The organism is Shewanella vesiculosa (genome assembly GCF_009994065.1).
GTDB classification, from domain to species: Bacteria; Pseudomonadota; Gammaproteobacteria; order Enterobacterales; family Shewanellaceae; genus Shewanella; species Shewanella vesiculosa.
The window spans coordinates 82,948-99,088 of sequence record NZ_JAACSD010000011.1; the positions used below are offsets into that span (position 1 = coordinate 82,948).

Here is a 16,141-nt window from a genome sequence, read left to right on the forward strand (position 1 = left end):
CTTGAACGGTTAATCGTATGACAAGGCCAGACGATGACTTGGTTTAGATAGGATTAACGCTTTGATAACCTTTAAGTAATTGCTGCCAGTGCTGTTGATTAAATTGCAGTGTAGCGAGTTTGGTGAGTTCTTTTTTAAAAGAACGTAGTAACCGCTGCAGATTGGCTTGTTGCCAGCTGGCTTGTGGTTGACGTAATTCACCTCTATCAAAATCAATTAGATAGAATTTCCCTTGAGCCAGTAGGATATTTTTAGCATTTAGATCTGCATGATACACCCCACGCAGATGAAATTTGGCAATGGTTTCACCGAGTAAATACCATTGTGCTTCTGTCATTGGCTTATGGCGTAAATGCGCCACTAAATCGTTTGATCCCGCGACATGTTCAATGATGATGTCGGCCCGATACCATAAACCAAAGCGCTCAACATTCGCTGCTATTGGACGTGGAACAGCAAAGCCTTCTTGATATAAGGTTTCCAGTATGGCTAATTCAGCCACAGCGCGAGTATGTTGTAGGCCAGTATAAAGATAGGCATCACGGCTCAACTTTTCCATCATCCCACCACGCCAGTAATGACGTAACACCCATGTTTGCGGCGAATCCAAGTTATCGGTTTTGACAAACCAGGTGGTATAACGCCCCTTAGATTGACCGACAATGGCATTTCTTTGTTGCCAAGCCTCTACGGCAAAGTCGTGAGGTTCCAGTTGTTGGGCTGTAGTTTCACACCAGGCAATATGGCCAAGTTGAGTGGTTTTTATTTGCATCTAATTATCAATAGCATTGGCGAGATTGTGGATCGAAATAACATTATACCTTAAGATCACTTACTTGCCTCCACCGTCTTACTTCTTCATTTAAGCATATTGGATAATCAATGAAAGCTGACTTTAGTGCGATACGTTCATTATGTTTACTGCGTTTATCTGCTATTGGTGATGTTTGCCACGCTGTAGCTATGGTACAGGCTATTCAAAAACAGTATCCCGATCTGAGTATCACTTGGGTTATTGGCAAGATCGAATATCAGTTACTTAAACACTTACCTGGCATTGAGTTTGTTATTTTCGATAAGTCTAAGGGCTGGCGTAGTTATGTTCAGTTACGTCGTGATTTACATGGTCAGCGTTTTGATGTGTTGCTGCACATGCAAGTTGCCTTGCGTGCAACCATAGCATCGTTAATGATTAAGGCCCGAGTGCGGGTCGGATTTGATAAAGCAAGAGCCAAAGAAGGTCAATGGTTGGTTACCAATCATGCCGTTGAGCCCTTGGCCACGCCGCATGTATTAGATGGTTTTATGGGCTTTGCTAATGCCATTGGCGTAGAAGACTTAACCCCAAGCTGGAATATTCCGGTACCTCAAGCCGATACTGATTTTGCTAAACGGCTCGTGGGTGATGATAAGGTGTTGGTGATTTGTGCTGCTGCCAGTAAAGCAGAGCGTAATTGGCTGCCAGAGCGTTACGCTGCAGTAGCCGATTACGCCATTGATCAAGGTTACCGAGTGATGCTGTGTGGCGGCCCAAGCGCGCTAGAACAAACCTTAGCAGATGTGATTCAATCTCATAGTCAGCAGCCCTTTGATAATCAAGTGGGCAAGACATCGCTTACGCAACTGCTTGCGGTGTTAAAGCAAGCGACAATAGTGCTTGCACCAGATACCGGGCCATTACATATGGCGGTGACTCAAGGTACTCCGGTTATTGGTTTATATGCTCATTCTAATCCCGGGCGAACGGGCCCCTATTTTTATCGAGATTATACCGTGTCTGTTTATGACCAAGTCATAAAGCAACAGGTTGAAGGAGATGTAAACTGGGGCACGCGCGCTAAAGGCGAGCATTTAATGGCAATAATAGAGGTTGATGAGGTTATTGCCTCCTTCAAACAGTTTTGCGCAGAGCAATACACAGTTTCAGCTGCTGGTTTACGCTGATAGAAGATCAGCGATTATTCTGTTCGGTGACATATTCAATATGGAAAGGTTAAATGAAAATCTTACATGTACTACTTTGCCGAGGACCGTTTCCGGCGTTTAAGTTTGGCGGTACTGAGCGCGTGGTATGGTCATTGGCTACCGCTCAAAAACAGCAAGGTCACGAAGTTAAGTTTTTGATGCGCCCACATGATATTAGGCCTGAAGGAACCTTGTTGTACGATAAGAGAAAATCATTTAATCAACAGATTACTGATTGGCCTGATGTGGTGCATTTTCATTGCGCCTTTACTGGCGAATTAGATAAGCCGTTTGTGTGCACTGAACACGCCAATGCAGATAAAGCGAAACAATATGATCGCAACACTATTTTTATCTCCCAGCGTCATGCTAATAATCATCACAGCGATTGCTATGTTTACAATGGCCTAGATTGGTCTGAGTATGGCCAACCTAGCTTTGAATCTAACAGTAACTATGTTCACTTTTTGGGTAAAGCGACGGTTCGTCATAAAAACATGACTGGCGCCGCTAAGATTGCTAAAAAAGCGGGTCATAAATTAGCGGTATTGGGCGGTAAACGATTTGAGTTTGGTAAAAAAGGCTACTTTAACCTTGATATGAATATCGACTTTAAAGGCATGGTGGGTGGCGATGATAAATTTACGATTATTAAGCAATCACAAGCGTTATTATTTCCAGTGAGATGGCATGAACCCTTTGGCTTGGCGATAACCGAAAGCCTGTTTTTAGGTACGCCAGTTATTGGAACACCCTTTGGGTCTTTACCTGAGATTATCACCCAACCTGAAATGGGACTTCTGACGACAGATTATAATGAGATGGTGGATGCACTGAAGCACCTAGATCGTTTTGATCGTAAAGTGTGTCACCAAGTGGCAAGGGATGTGTTTAATGCCGATGTGATGGCGCAACAGTATCAAGCCATGTACGACAAGGTACTTAACGGTGAATATTTAAATCAGGCTGCTCCTTATGCTACCCAGAGTTTATTAGATTTACTGCCTGTTACCGAATTGATGTCATAACTCGCATCATTCACGGTTAACCGTTTCAATAAAAAAGGCCTATTCGGCCTTTTTTATTGACTCCAATTATAACCGTTCAGCTAGCTTGGGCGTGCCACTATAATGTTGCCTTAGCTGTTGGGTGAATGCATCAACAATTTGCTGCGGTGTAATTGATTTAGCTTGGCCGCTACCGGTTAAAATAATACTGTCGCCCTTAGGTTGCCATAGGGTTAAATCATTCGACATTATGGTCACTTGTGGTTTATCCATGCATACAGCTAAGTGTGCCGTAGCGGTTTCAGCGCTAATGACGATATCGCTTTGTGCAATTAAGGCGGGCAATTGAAAGAAGTTTTGCTTAGCAGTAAATGTGGTAATCGCTAAATGGTTTAGCTCGCTATCTTCAGCAACTTGAGTGGTCACTTCATTCAATTTATCTGGCGGACAGTTGAAAATATACACCAGATTTTGATATTGAAGTTCGAGAGTTAAAATCACTTGTTTAAGTTGAGCAAAAGGATAATCACGTTTATCGGCGGTGGATAAATGGTTTACAAACACCACCAGTTTATTGGTGTCATTTGCAGTTAACTTGTTAATCAGTATACAAGCTTGTTGTTGATAAATGGCATCAACATGAAACACTAATTGCTTTTGACCATCGACTAAATCGCCACAAGTAAGACCTAACGCCCGCTCGAAACATTGGCCATATAAATCGGTAATATGTTGACTGCTCTTAACCATGTCATCGTAGCTGAAGTAGGTATTTATATTATTAAAATACAGCCATTTTGCTATCGGGTTACTCAATGGTTTACTTTTAGAGGCGACGACAAAGGCTGAAGTTGATATTTTTCGAGCAATTTTTGCGAACTGCTCACTGCGATTCTTACCAATAAATACAATTAAATCATAATTGAGTGATTGTGCTTGGCTGATATAGCCTTGTCTTTGGGCGAGGTCGCCAACAATGGGGTAGGTCTTATCGATAATACCCAGTGAGTCTATCCATTCATTGAGGACTTTATTGCGGCCTGTTGCCCACGATTGTGGACGACTACGACAATCATCAAACCACACATCAATAACCAAATGTGGATACTTAGCTTTTAGGGCTTTTAACCAGACACTCTGGTAAACAAAATCACCAATGGCTAAGTGGGTCATATACAAAATACGCTGGGCATTTTGTAATTGTGTATGGCTAATTAATGAAGACACATTAATCCTTTTTTAACGCTTGAGTGAATTGACGAAATTGTTTTTCCAGCTGAGGTGTTGCGATAAATCGCATCAATGCCCGGCTCCAATTTAACATTAACTTTGTCACACGTCGTTGAGGTGCTCTTTCTAAGTTACCGTCAGGATTAATATCTGACGGACCTTCTATGTCGACAGAAATACAGTAAGGCAGCAAGCCAAAAGGCGTTATTCCTAGGCTCCACCAAGATTTTAAATGACCATCAACTGGTTGAACAATATAAGGCATATGTTTAATCAGTGACTCTGCACCACGACGACTAATGGCTTGGGCCATTGCCCCAAGTGGAAATTTTTTATAGGTCACAAATTCAAATTCACCATAGTGCACCGACGACTGAATATTTTTACGACTTTTTCGTGTCAATGGATATAGCTTAATAAAGTCCCAATCCATGGTGGGCAGATTGAGGATCATGTTGATTGTATCGGCAAAGTTAGCCTCAAGGTGAATATCATCTTCAAATACAAAGGCTAAGTCTAAATCGTCGTCGATAATTTTTTGCCACGCTCGTTTGTGGCTTAAGCTACAGCCGATTTCACCAGCACTGAGATCGCGATAATAATGTTGTCTGGCTAAACGTGCGGGGGATACGGCTTCGATTTCTTCGCTTGATAGCAATTTACCTTCAACAGCGTCAATGCGTTCAAACGGAATGTTAACCGCCGCAAGTTGCGCTGCAATTTGTGCCAGCCGCTCTTGCGAACGAGCCAAATTAATAACAAACACTTTGTACTTTAACATGAATAATTAAGCCTTTTTCACGGAATACTTTGTTGCTAAACGGGTTAAATCTCAATGCCTATTACGCTAAGAATAGGGTCAATAACCCTTTATTAAATAGTGATAAAACGCTTTGCTATCGCATTGATAATCGGTTTGGGTAATTTATAGCGTTGTTGGGCTTTATTGATAAACAGATCCCAACCACTTTGTTTAATTTCATCTAATGTGTTGTCATCGATGTGACCTTTAAATAGCTCGCAAAAGTCATTTACAAATCTTACTTCTCGCTTGAGCGATGAATTACTGTAGCCTCGGCCAGCGTAGTGAATAAAACTGGCATCGCGATAATGCTCTGGCCCCATAAAGTCCATGCGATTAAATTTAGGCGAAATATTCTGATGCTTTAGACCGTCTCGGTGCAATAAGTAGTTTACATATGTTTGTTCGTAATACTTGATATGGTTACATAGCTGTTGCAGATCGTCGAGTTTAGCAATATCAAACAATCGGTTTTGCTTCGAAATAAGCATACAACCTAAGTTGTAATACACTGGGCGATTGTTGACCACAGGCCAGTTATCGACAGGCCCCATAATTGAGGTTATTTTATCAATTACACTTTGGCGCTCTAAGTGCTCGCCTTCATTAAACAAATAAACCGTGTTCAGGTCATCGTAAACCTCAAAGATATTCTCTGCATCGGGTTGAATAATAATGTCAGCATCGACATACAATACGCGATCATATTGTTTCAGAATTTCTTTAATATACAGTTTTTCAGTCCATGCAGGGCTGGCGGTATGTTGAGGATCTGTAATCGTGATTGGATAATGAAATTCTTTAGATACAATGAGATCCGCGCCAACTTTTTGTGCATATTGCTCAAAGCTGAGCAGTGCCGCTCGGTACATCGGATTTTCATCACCAATCGCAAGCGTGAAGATAGCTTTTTTCATTATTGTATCCAAGTAAAGTAGGAGTTAGCTTAACGGTTGCTCGTCATTATTGACCAATAAAGTGCTGACTCTTAAGCCAATTTAAATACTCTGGTACCGCTTGTTCGACCGTTTTAAATTCGGCGTGATAACCGGCGGCTCTTAGTTGGGTTAAATCAGCCTGAGTGTAACTCTGATAGGCACCTTTAAGCTTATCAGGGAAAGGAATGTACTCAATGTGTCCTTTACCATGATACGCAATCACAGCATTAGCAACATCATTGAAGCTTTGTGCTTGGCCAGTACCACAGTTATAAATGCCAGATACTGATGGATTCTGCCAGAGCCATAAATTAACCTTAACGACATCCTCGACAAACACAAAGTCACGAAGTTGCTGGCCATTGTCATAACCATCCACACCTTCAAATAAACGACATACACCATTATGATTAATTTGGTTATTAAAGTGGAAAGCCACACTGGCCATACCGCCTTTATGTTGCTCACGCGGACCATAGACATTGAAATAACGTAAACCAGCTACCTGGCTGGTAAGTTTTTGTTGTCTTACATACTGGTCGAATAAAAACTTGGAGTAAGCGTAGACATTCAGCGGCTTCTCGAGTTCACGTTGCTCAATAAACTTTTCGCTGCCGCCATATACCGAGGCCGAAGAAGCATAGATAAATTGACAGTTATTGGCTTGGCTATAATGTAATAAAGTTTTTGAATACTCGTAGTTGTTAGCCATCATAAACTTGCCATCCCACTCTGTGGTCGATGAGCAAGCACCTTGATGGAAGATTACTTCGAGTGCGTTATCAAAATCACCGGCTTGAATTTGCTTGATGAAATCATCTTTATCAAGATAGTCGGCGATTTCACAATCGGCTAAATTAAACATTTGGGTACCGTCGGTTAAATCGTCAACGGCAATAATGTCATTTCGTCCCATGGCATTAAGTTGTTTAACTAAATTACTACCAATAAACCCTGCTGCGCCTGTAACCACTATCATAATAATATTTCCAATATTTGTGCTCTAGATGAGCAGGCTGAACCTATTGCGATTAAGATAACTTATTCAAAAAATCTGCAATTTCTTGGGACACTTGATCAAAGTCAATTAGCGACATATTACGGCCAGTTTTCTTACCAATTGGCGGCGTATAAGTGAGTCGCTTACTCGGCTCGGTTAACGTTTGCCATCTAATATGTGGTGCTGATCGTCTACCGGCATAAAAACCGACAGTCGGTACATTATGTAAGCCGGCAATATGCAATGGGCCTGTTGAACCGGCAATAAACATGTCTGCGGCAACTAGCGATTCGGCAAAATCACGCAAACTGCTTAATGGTTTCGCTATTGAAACGCGTATAGGTTGATCTGCAAGTAACGCTTGAATATTTTGGGCTAAAACCAATTCATCGCCATTATAGGTTAAAACAAAATGACAAGCTGTTTGGGTAAGGCGGTTGATTTGGCTGATCATTTTTGCCAGATCGACTTCTGCAACACTGCCCGAAGAACCACCGGTACCTGGATGAATAAAAATCAGCTTTTCATCACCTTGTTGGCCATAATATTGCTGCCATTTAGGTTTATATTCACTCATATCCCAATACTGCTTCGGTAAACTTGGGATAGGATAACCATGATGGTGTAAAAAATGTTCTATCAACATACAGCTGCCACGCCAACAACCTTCACCTTTTTTGTAATCTGTATTTGCTCGATGTTTATACAGATACTGATACCAATTATGTTTCGGCACTAGCTTGTATGGAATATCAATTTTTTTTAAGAGCTTATACATTCTCATTTCAGAATGTGCCACGATGACAGCATCGTAATTTTGCTTGGCAATATGTTCTGCGATAGCCTTGTCATCACCAGAATCAGCAATAGCATTATCAATATAGGGACATGCTTCGGCAAAAGGTGTAATTACTTTGGCAACAAATACGTCAATTGTCGCATCTGGAATGGCTTGTTTGAGTAGATAGAATGCAGGCCATGTCAGTACAAAATCGCCAATTTTATCGTGTTTGATGACTAAGATTTTTTTCATATTAGTGTCTGAAAGATAAAAATATTAACTTAATTCCATCAGATGATGGGGCTCATTATAGTGTAACTTTTAACGATTCTATTAACCATCATGATGATTGAGGTATAACGCTTTTGCCAAGTATATCAACTCAAGACCGTTTGTTCATCGTTTTGCATTAGGAATTGTATTGAGGGTGAGTAAATATCGGTTGTTATTGTTAACTCATCTGGTGACAATAAAGAAGTTTTTTGACAACAAACTAAAGCGATAATATTAGTGATATACTCCCAAACCTCTCACTCTCAAAATAGTGAAATGTATGTGAGAGACAGGACGCAAATAACCACTAATTTAATAACGGTTATTTCAAGCTTATTCAAAGGATTACATCAAATGTCACTGGCAAAAGTAACCTAACTGAAGCATCGACCACTTTATTCAGCAGATATCATCACGACTGAGTATTATTGGGTTAATCGTCAGTAGTTGAACATGATTAAAATAGGTGTTTGGGTTATTAGCATATGAAATTTAAAGTTTTTCTAATAAATTTAGATAGCAGTACAGAACGATTTACCTTCATGGATGATCAACTCAAACAGTTAGGTATCGAATATCAACGTATTTCTGCCGTATATGGTAAGGATTTACACGCTACCGACATTAGCAAAGTATATGATCCGCAAACAAACCTTCAAAAGTACGATAAAAAACTGAATTTAGGTGAAATTGGTTGTTACCTCAGTCATGTGCAATGTTGGCAAATGATTATTGATCAGCAATTAGATTATGCCTTAATTCTCGAAGATGATTCTGTCTTAGATCCCGCATTGATGACTGTGATACAGCATATCGATAATTTATCTACAGATTGGGATTACATCAAACTGTGCCATGGGCGTAAGCAGAAAGGCATTGTACAATCAATAGCGCTTGATGATCGTTTTAGTTTATCGACGTGTTTGAAGCTGCCGTCTTCGACTCGCGGGCAGTGCGTGTCATTGGCTGGTGCTGAAAAATTATTAGCTACGGCCTATCCTATTGCACGTCCTGTGGATATTGATATTCAGTATTGGTATGAAAAACAATTACGCTGTTTTGTTGTTAGACCTTTCCCGGTGATCGCGACCGATTTAGACAGTGATATTAGCCGACAAGGGCGACGCAATAACGCCAAGCGTCATCATTTATTGCGTATTTGGCAAAAAGTGAAATACGAGCTGGAATTATTAAAATATAAACAACAATTGCCGCCATTGCCCAGAATACAAAAAGAGTAATTTAGCCATGTTACCTTGCTAATATGTAAACTTAATAGTGATTCATTCTGACCAAAAAAATAGATAAACTAGCGACTATAAAGATGATGTAAAGGCGAAATATTATGCATAGAAGAGCAATTTACCCGGGTACCTTTGACCCAGTGACCAACGGTCATGCCGATTTAATCGAACGTGCTGCACGCCTATTTAAACACGTGATTATTGGTATCGCCTCAAATCCTTCTAAGCAACCTCGTTTCAGCCTCGAAGAGCGTGTCGCTCAAGTTAATTTGGTGACGGCACATTTAGACAATGTTGAAGTTGTCGGCTTTACAGGCTTGTTGGTTGATTTTGCCAAAGAACAGCATGCGAGCGTGTTGGTGCGTGGATTGCGTGCGGTATCCGATTTTGAATATGAGTTCCAATTGGCGAATATGAATCGCCGTTTAAGCCCCGATCTTGAAAGTGTTTTTTTGACACCAGCGGAAGAGAATTCATTTATTTCATCTACGCTAGTGAAAGAAGTTGCCTTGCACGGAGGGGATGTGAGCCAGTTTGTTCATCCACAGATTGCGTTACAATTAAAGCAGAAAGTTGCTCAAATTAAAGCTGAGAATAAGGGTAAGTAATTGCATGATAAAAGGATTTAGTTTAGCTAGTGTTACCGCCGCATTGGGGGTAAGCGCTATGATGGTTTACACCAATGCTCAAGCTGCGCCCTGGGTTGATACTTCAGATATCTATTTACGCGCAGATATCCAAGCTTTAGCCGATGCAGGTGTGATTAGCGCGCCGATTAATACGTTTCCATTGATGTGGGCGGGTATTGGAGCTGATCTTGCCAAAGTTGAGTCTTCGATATTAACCCCTGACTTAGTGGATGCTTTCGCACGGGTTAACTTTTACTACCAGAATGCTGTGGGTAATCGTGGTAACACCAGTATCAAAGTGGCTGCTGCATCTGATGAGGCGCGCTTTCAACATTTTGGCTCTGATTATCGTGAAAAGGGCCAATTACAAGGCTCACACGAATACACAGGTGAGCGTTTCGCTTATAAGATTTCCACCTCTGCAAATTATAACCCTGCGGACGACGAAGAAATCCGTTTAGATGATTCTTATATTGCTGTGGTGTTAGGCAATTGGATTGTCACTGCCGGCAGTGTTGGCCAGTGGTGGGGACCAGGATTTGATTCCTCGCTGCATAAATCGAACAATGCCAGACCCATGCCATCGTTGATGGTCAGCCGTAATAATTCACAAGCATTCGACACGCCTTGGCTGTCATGGATGGGCGATTGGAGTTTAACTGGAGGTATAAGTGTTACAGAGAAAGATCGTTATGCTCCGCATACCCTATTGTGGAACCTCCGTGGTGCCATTAAGCCATTTAAACAGTTAGAAATAGGCTTGTCTTGGACTACGCAGTTTTGTGGTGAAGGTCAAGAGTGTAGTTTTAATACAGCGGTTAAATCCATTACCGGTCAGCGCGATTGTCGAGCAGATAATGTCGATGAATTTGGTTGTTCAAACTATGGTAACCAGATGGCGGGTTTTGATGTCCGTTATGCAGATACCTGGTTTAATGTGCCTGTCGGTTTGTATCTGGAACGCACTTGTGAAGATTCTAAAGGTGATCCATGGCAAATCGTTGATTGCGGCAAAATGGTCGGTGCTGACACGCGTTTCAATTTTGCCAAACAACAGTACAAATTGTTTATCGAATATACCGATACTATGGTGTATTGCGGTGAAGATAAAAACCAGTTTAACTGTTTTTACGAGCATTCAACTTACCAAAGTGGCTCACGTTATTATGGCCGTGCTTTTGGCAGTACCTATGACAGCGATGCCAATGTTTATGCTCTCGGGTTAATAGGTCAGTTCGACAATAGCCATGGTTTTACCTCAATTATTCGTTACGCTCAATTGAATAAAGATGGTGCTAATCGTGGCGGTGAATGGGCGCCGCAACCATTAAAAGAAGATATTATGATGCTCGAGTTGTCATATCGCTTGCCGGCGTTTAACGGTATGTTGACCTTAGGCGGCAGTGTGGCAAATTCCAAATTTGAAGTGCAAGCCAATGATAGTCAAGGGACTATTTTTTCAACTTACGAGTATAAGTTTTAAGCGTTATGGTTTATTAACCGAGTTGAGGTTGATGATATAAGGGAGCCGAATGGCTCCCTTTTTTATTGGTTAATGCTAGGCGCAGTGGCTAGACATTTACCGTTGCTGGCATAAACCACAAAATACTGTAGTACGCTGACCGAGTTTTATCTCGCTTAATAAGTTGCCACAGCTGGTACATGTTTCGCCGCCGCGACCATAAACATGCAACTTTTGCGCAAAATATCCTGGCTTACCATCTGCATTAGTGAAATCTTTCAATGTTGTTCCACCTTGCTCAATAGCATGAGCCAAAATCTGTTTAACTTCCGCCACAAGAATGGTTAACCTTTCTAGGTCAATACTCCCAGCGGCAGCTTGTGGATGGATCCCTGCTGCAAATAGTGCTTCATTAGCATAAATATTACCTGCTCCCACTACGATATGATTATCCATTAGGCATAACTTAATGGCTTTTTTCTTGCCAGCCAGTGCAGCTTGCAATTGTAATGGTGTGAAATGCGGGCTTAATGGTTCTGGACCAAGCTTTGATAGCAATGGATGAGCCTCTTCTGGTAATTCGTACCATAGCCAGGCGCCAAAGCGTCGCGGGTCGTTAAATCGCAACATACGACCATTATCGAGGATTAAATCAATATGGTCGTGCTTTTCTACCGGGGTGTTACGCGGCAAAATACGTAAACTACCGGACATACCTAAATGCACTATGGTGATGCCCGCATCAGTGTCGATTAATAGATATTTGGCGCGGCGACGAACATTATTAATCCGTTGGCCGACAATATTTTGTGCCACGTCAGGCACTGGCCAGCGTAATGATCCATTACGGACAATGAGCTCACTGACAGTTTGGTCTATGAGATAAGGACTGATCCCAAGGCGGGTTACTTCAACTTCCGGTAATTCAGGCATAAAAACTCTTATTTTGATTGAGAAGGAACGGCAAGAATAGGCTGTAAATCGGCGCGTAAACTGGGTGGTACTTGATACCAATTCTGGTTCGACGATTGTAATAGACCTTCATTTGGAAAATAACGCCATTGTTGTGCTGTGTGAACATGATTAATCGCAATAGTGAGCGTCTGCTCTGCAAGGCTATGCTCTGGTTCGGTTTTTAATGGTGACACACTAATGTTTTGCCATGATTGGGCCCATTGCTGACAATTGAGTACTTGCTGGTGGCATTGCCATTGACCATCTTGTTGACTTAGCCATATATCATCGAGGTGTAATTGCTTCAAAGGCATTTGCGAGTCAAATAAAGCCACAGCATCAGCGGGAACGCTAGCCGTTTTATCATTGATGAAAGACAGTACGGCAATCATAAATACACTGGCCCCAATAATAATATAGTTCCAACTTTTACGAGAAAGCGCCATAGTCATTACCTTTAATCGGATGATGTTATTTATCTTAAAGCAGCATTGTGCCCTGTTGATTTTTGAGTGTATCACCCAGGAGATAAAAAACGAATCGGCCTCAGGAGTCATCCGTAAGTTAATCTTTGTTGTAGTATTGATACGGTTGCGGATAGGGTTTTAGGTTAACGATGAGCAATGAATTACCTGCTTTACTGCATTCCCCCGATAGTCATTACACTAATATCATGACGTCATGATATTAGTGTAATGACTATCGGGGACGTGTTTAGTTTCAGTTACAATAAATCGGCAAATGGCTGAATAAATACAGATCCACCAGTGGGTATAGTGTCATGGTCATCGCCAATGACGATAAGGCAATTGGCATTGACCATCGAACTGAGCATGCCTGAACCTTGCGCCCCCGTTGTACTGACATGAATTTTGCCATCAGGCCCAAGAGTATAAATACCGCGTAAAAACTCTGTGCGACCTGTTTTGCTTCGCAGTGGTTGGCTGGCAATGGCGGGAATAAATTGCGGTAGCCAGTTTGCTTCGCCTGCCATTTTACGAATAGCCGGCTGCACAAATTGTAGAAAAGCCACCATTACAGCCACTGGGTTACCCGGTAAGCCAAAAAAGAGACTTTGATTAATATTACCCACCGCAAGCGGTCTTCCTGGGCGCATATTAATCCGCCAAAAATGGGTATTGCCCACATTCGCGAGAGCCATTTTAATGTAATCGGCATTACCCACGGATACGCCGCCAGAACTGATCACAATATCTGCTTTGGTTCCGGCATCAATGAGGGTATTGGTCAGTGTCTGCTCGTTGTCATCTATGATACCGAGATCAATGACCTGACAGCCGAGCTTTTTCGCCATAGATAAAATCGTGTAGCGATTAGCGTCATAAATGCAGTTAGCTTTTAGTTGATCGCCAGGCTGACTCACTTCATCACCGGTAGAAAATACCGCCACAATTGGGCGTTTAAATACCGGTAATCTATGGAAACCGAGTGAGGCCATTAATCCCAGTTCTGCAGCACCTAATCTTGTACCAGCAGCTAAAGCGACTTGACCTTGAGCTATATCCTCACCAGCAAGGCGAACATGTTGGCCTTTGATAATCTTGTCTGTTTCAAGCAGTATTAATTTTTGATTTTGCTCATTTGCCAGTTCGATTGCCTGAATCGTATCGGCGCCTTGTGGCACGGTAGCTCCAGTCATAATGCGCACTGCTTCACCGTCTTGTAAAATATTAGGATAGTGATGTCCTGCTAACACTTCAGCGACAACTTTGAGGGGGGCGTTAGCTATGCTATTAAAGGCAAATGCGTAACCGTCCATTGCGGAGTTCGTTTGCTGCGGCACATTGATTTCAGAAATAATATCTTGTGCTAACACATGGTTATCAATATCAATCAGGTCAACGACTTCGGGGTGGTTGGTTGGTGTAATTTGTGCCAACACTGCAGCGACACCTTGCGATACACTAATACCGTTTTTATTGTTTGCGGTGTCGTCTATTTTCGCCGCTTTACTGGCATCAACCGGTAAATTGATGACTGTAGCTTGCCAGTTTTGTTGGTAGTGCTGAACAAAATCAGCAATTTGTGCCACATTGTTTAAATCTAAACGAGTTAAAGATGCAGGGACCGTCGTCTCATCACAGCAGGCGATAGCGACAATATTGTCATCATGGATATGGATCAATGGCTTATTATGTGCTGCACGATGTAGTTCAATTTTAGGTAATGCTAACTTTTTAAAGCCCTCTACCAAAACAATATCCACTTTATCTACTTCAATTTGACGCAATAAGTGTTGTAACTGGGGATCATCATCGAGCGGATCTTCGGTCATTAACGCCCAACGCATATTCGACGCCACTAAGACTTGTTTTGCTCCTGCTTTACGCATTTCGAAACTGTCTTTACCTGGAATATCGACATCAAAATTATGGTGAGCATGTTTTATGACTGCCAAACGTAAACCACGCTGATTCAATAACGGAATAAGTTGTTTCAGTAAGGTGGTTTTCCCAGTGCCGCTGTATGCACAAAAACCTAAAACGGGGATCGGCAATGGATTGGTAAATAATGCTGTCATGAAGTACCTCTACTGAAATTACTTGGCAATTTGCTTTGCTAACTGATGTTTTTGTTCTGGTGTATTGATGTTAACGAATGCATTGGGTTGGTCGGCAAAACTTTCTACTGCCACTTTATGTTGCTTGTACCACAAATCAATTTTGCGCTCTCCCGCATCCAAGAAAGCCTGCATCGATGTCACTAGATGAGGTTTTAATAGTAATACTACGGGTTGTTCATACTCACCATCACTGGCCACAGCAAGGTCGGCCTGCTGTTGCTCTAAAGCCGCTAATAACCTTACGACTAAGTCATCAGGTAACATTGGGCAATCACAAGGCACGACCAGAAGATAATCTGCTTCAGTTTGCTTTAACGCGGTGACCATTCCAGCAAGCGGCCCTAGATAACCACTATCTTGGTCGCTAAAGACTTTGTAACCCCATTGTTCATACTGCTCTTGATTACGGTTAGCATTAATCATAATGCCATCGACTTGGCTTTTTAGCTTATCAATTGTATGGCAAATCATGGCTTGGCCATTAAGACTCACTAAGCCTTTGTCATTGCCACCCATGCGCCTAGCCATGCCGCCAGCTAAAATTACTGCGTCAATTTGTGGTGCCATAATGTAATTCCGTTGTATTAGCCTGATGCACTTCTTCTACTGTAGGAACATGCATGCTGGTATGAATGGTATGTTGTTTGATGTGCCAATATTGATGACATAACGCCGTCAGGCCACAGGTTTGATGACTACTGATTAATAGTCCTGTGCCATCTTGTTTTAATTGATTAATCATCGCAAGCACTAAACTCTGCGAGTGTTTATCCATATTCGAAATCGGTTCATCGAGCATTAATAGTTTTGGTTGAGCAATCCAGGCTCTTGCGATGGCAAGGCGTTGTCGCTCTCCGCCAGATAAATCGCTGGCATGGTGGTTAAGCAAGTCAGTTAATTGAGACATATGAATCGCTTGGCTAATGCGTTTTTTTCGTTGTTCTGACGATAACGACCGTTGAGCTAAGGCATAAGTTAAGTTGTATTTGACAGACCCCTCAAACAGGTAAGGATGCTGATGCAAATAGACTGCTTTACCTAAAAGGGACTGAGTTCGCCACCAAGGTGTGGACACAAAGCCATGACTCTCAATTTGGCCCTTAGTAGGGGACTGTAATCCAGCAAGTAACTTCATCAAGGTTGATTTACCTGAGCCATTATCACCTTGCAGATAAATGACATCACCCTGACTAAAGCTAAGTCTATCAGCACAAAATAACATCTTTTGATTAAATTTAATCATGACATCTTTAGCTTCAATACTGACTGGGT

Annotated in this window: 16 protein-coding genes; 5 read left to right on the plus strand and 11 right to left on the minus strand. The window is 41.8% G+C overall.

Annotated features, from left to right (window positions below; all coding sequences use genetic code 11):
• Nucleotides 1-43 precede the first annotated feature (43 nt).
• Entirely contained in the window at nucleotides 44-772 is a 729-nt protein-coding gene (locus GW828_RS12715) for a 3-deoxy-D-manno-octulosonic acid kinase (RefSeq protein WP_273059578.1), read from the minus strand.
• 110 nt (nucleotides 773-882) lie between these two features.
• Between GW828_RS12715 and GW828_RS12720 the strand changes: the two genes are divergently transcribed.
• Together GW828_RS12720 and GW828_RS12725 are read left to right on the plus strand one after the other, a co-directional pair.
• Nucleotides 883-1,944 (plus strand): glycosyltransferase family 9 protein, encoded by a 1,062-nt coding sequence (locus GW828_RS12720; protein WP_182741156.1) that lies wholly within the window; start codon nucleotides 883-885, stop codon nucleotides 1,942-1,944.
• A gap of 53 nt (nucleotides 1,945-1,997) precedes the next feature.
• Nucleotides 1,998-2,993 (plus strand): glycosyltransferase family 4 protein, encoded by a 996-nt coding sequence (locus tag GW828_RS12725; protein WP_124016693.1) that lies wholly within the window; start codon nucleotides 1,998-2,000, stop codon nucleotides 2,991-2,993.
• 66 nt (nucleotides 2,994-3,059) lie between these two features.
• Here the strand turns inward: GW828_RS12725 and GW828_RS12730 are convergent, their stop codons facing one another.
• The 5 genes from GW828_RS12730 to GW828_RS12750 form a co-directional block, all read right to left on the minus strand.
• Nucleotides 3,060-4,199, minus strand: coding sequence for a glycosyltransferase family 9 protein (locus tag GW828_RS12730; RefSeq protein WP_182741155.1), 1,140 nt, complete (start codon nucleotides 4,197-4,199; stop codon nucleotides 3,060-3,062).
• Nucleotide 4,200: 1 nt separating this feature from the next.
• A complete protein-coding gene (locus GW828_RS12735; RefSeq protein WP_182741154.1) occupies nucleotides 4,201-4,983 on the minus strand; it encodes a glycosyltransferase family 25 protein in 783 nt (260 codons plus the stop codon).
• Nucleotides 4,984-5,075: 92 nt separating this feature from the next.
• Complete coding sequence (locus tag GW828_RS12740) at nucleotides 5,076-5,921, minus strand: glycosyltransferase (protein ID WP_124016696.1); 846 nt, start codon at nucleotides 5,919-5,921, stop codon at nucleotides 5,076-5,078.
• A gap of 46 nt (nucleotides 5,922-5,967) precedes the next feature.
• A complete protein-coding gene (gene rfaD, locus GW828_RS12745) occupies nucleotides 5,968-6,921 on the minus strand; it encodes an ADP-glyceromanno-heptose 6-epimerase (protein ID WP_182698227.1) in 954 nt (317 codons plus the stop codon).
• Between the two features lie 52 nt (nucleotides 6,922-6,973).
• On the minus strand, nucleotides 6,974-7,975 hold the full coding sequence (locus GW828_RS12750; protein WP_273059583.1) for a glycosyltransferase family 9 protein: 1,002 nt from the start codon (nucleotides 7,973-7,975) through the stop codon (nucleotides 6,974-6,976).
• Between the two features lie 506 nt (nucleotides 7,976-8,481).
• Between GW828_RS12750 and GW828_RS12755 the strand changes: the two genes are divergently transcribed.
• From GW828_RS12755 to GW828_RS12765, 3 genes are all read left to right on the plus strand, one after another.
• Nucleotides 8,482-9,237, plus strand: coding sequence for a glycosyltransferase family 25 protein (locus GW828_RS12755; RefSeq protein WP_124016699.1), 756 nt, complete (start codon nucleotides 8,482-8,484; stop codon nucleotides 9,235-9,237).
• A gap of 104 nt (nucleotides 9,238-9,341) precedes the next feature.
• Entirely contained in the window at nucleotides 9,342-9,848 is a 507-nt protein-coding gene (gene coaD / locus GW828_RS12760) for a pantetheine-phosphate adenylyltransferase (protein ID WP_124016700.1), read from the plus strand.
• Nucleotides 9,849-9,852: 4 nt separating this feature from the next.
• Nucleotides 9,853-11,352 (plus strand): capsule assembly Wzi family protein, encoded by a 1,500-nt coding sequence (locus GW828_RS12765; protein ID WP_273059586.1) that lies wholly within the window; start codon nucleotides 9,853-9,855, stop codon nucleotides 11,350-11,352.
• Nucleotides 11,353-11,448: 96 nt separating this feature from the next.
• Here the strand turns inward: GW828_RS12765 and mutM are convergent, their stop codons facing one another.
• From mutM to GW828_RS12790, 5 genes are all read right to left on the minus strand, one after another.
• Entirely contained in the window at nucleotides 11,449-12,264 is an 816-nt protein-coding gene (gene mutM / locus GW828_RS12770; protein WP_124016702.1) for a bifunctional DNA-formamidopyrimidine glycosylase/DNA-(apurinic or apyrimidinic site) lyase, read from the minus strand.
• A gap of 8 nt (nucleotides 12,265-12,272) precedes the next feature.
• Nucleotides 12,273-12,731 carry a hypothetical protein gene (locus GW828_RS12775; RefSeq protein WP_182741151.1) on the minus strand — a complete coding sequence of 153 codons (459 nt, stop codon included), beginning with the start codon at nucleotides 12,729-12,731 and terminating at the stop codon, nucleotides 12,273-12,275.
• Between the two features lie 278 nt (nucleotides 12,732-13,009).
• A complete protein-coding gene (locus tag GW828_RS12780; protein ID WP_182698237.1) occupies nucleotides 13,010-14,827 on the minus strand; it encodes a bifunctional molybdopterin-guanine dinucleotide biosynthesis adaptor protein MobB/molybdopterin molybdotransferase MoeA in 1,818 nt (605 codons plus the stop codon).
• 18 nt (nucleotides 14,828-14,845) lie between these two features.
• Entirely contained in the window at nucleotides 14,846-15,436 is a 591-nt protein-coding gene (gene mobA / locus GW828_RS12785; protein WP_182698238.1) for a molybdenum cofactor guanylyltransferase MobA, read from the minus strand.
• Nucleotides 15,420-16,112 carry an energy-coupling factor ABC transporter ATP-binding protein gene (locus GW828_RS12790; RefSeq protein ID WP_420542433.1) on the minus strand — a complete coding sequence of 231 codons (693 nt, stop codon included), beginning with the start codon at nucleotides 16,110-16,112 and terminating at the stop codon, nucleotides 15,420-15,422. Before GW828_RS12790 ends, mobA begins: the two co-directional genes overlap by 17 nt.
• Nucleotides 16,113-16,141 lie beyond the last annotated feature (29 nt).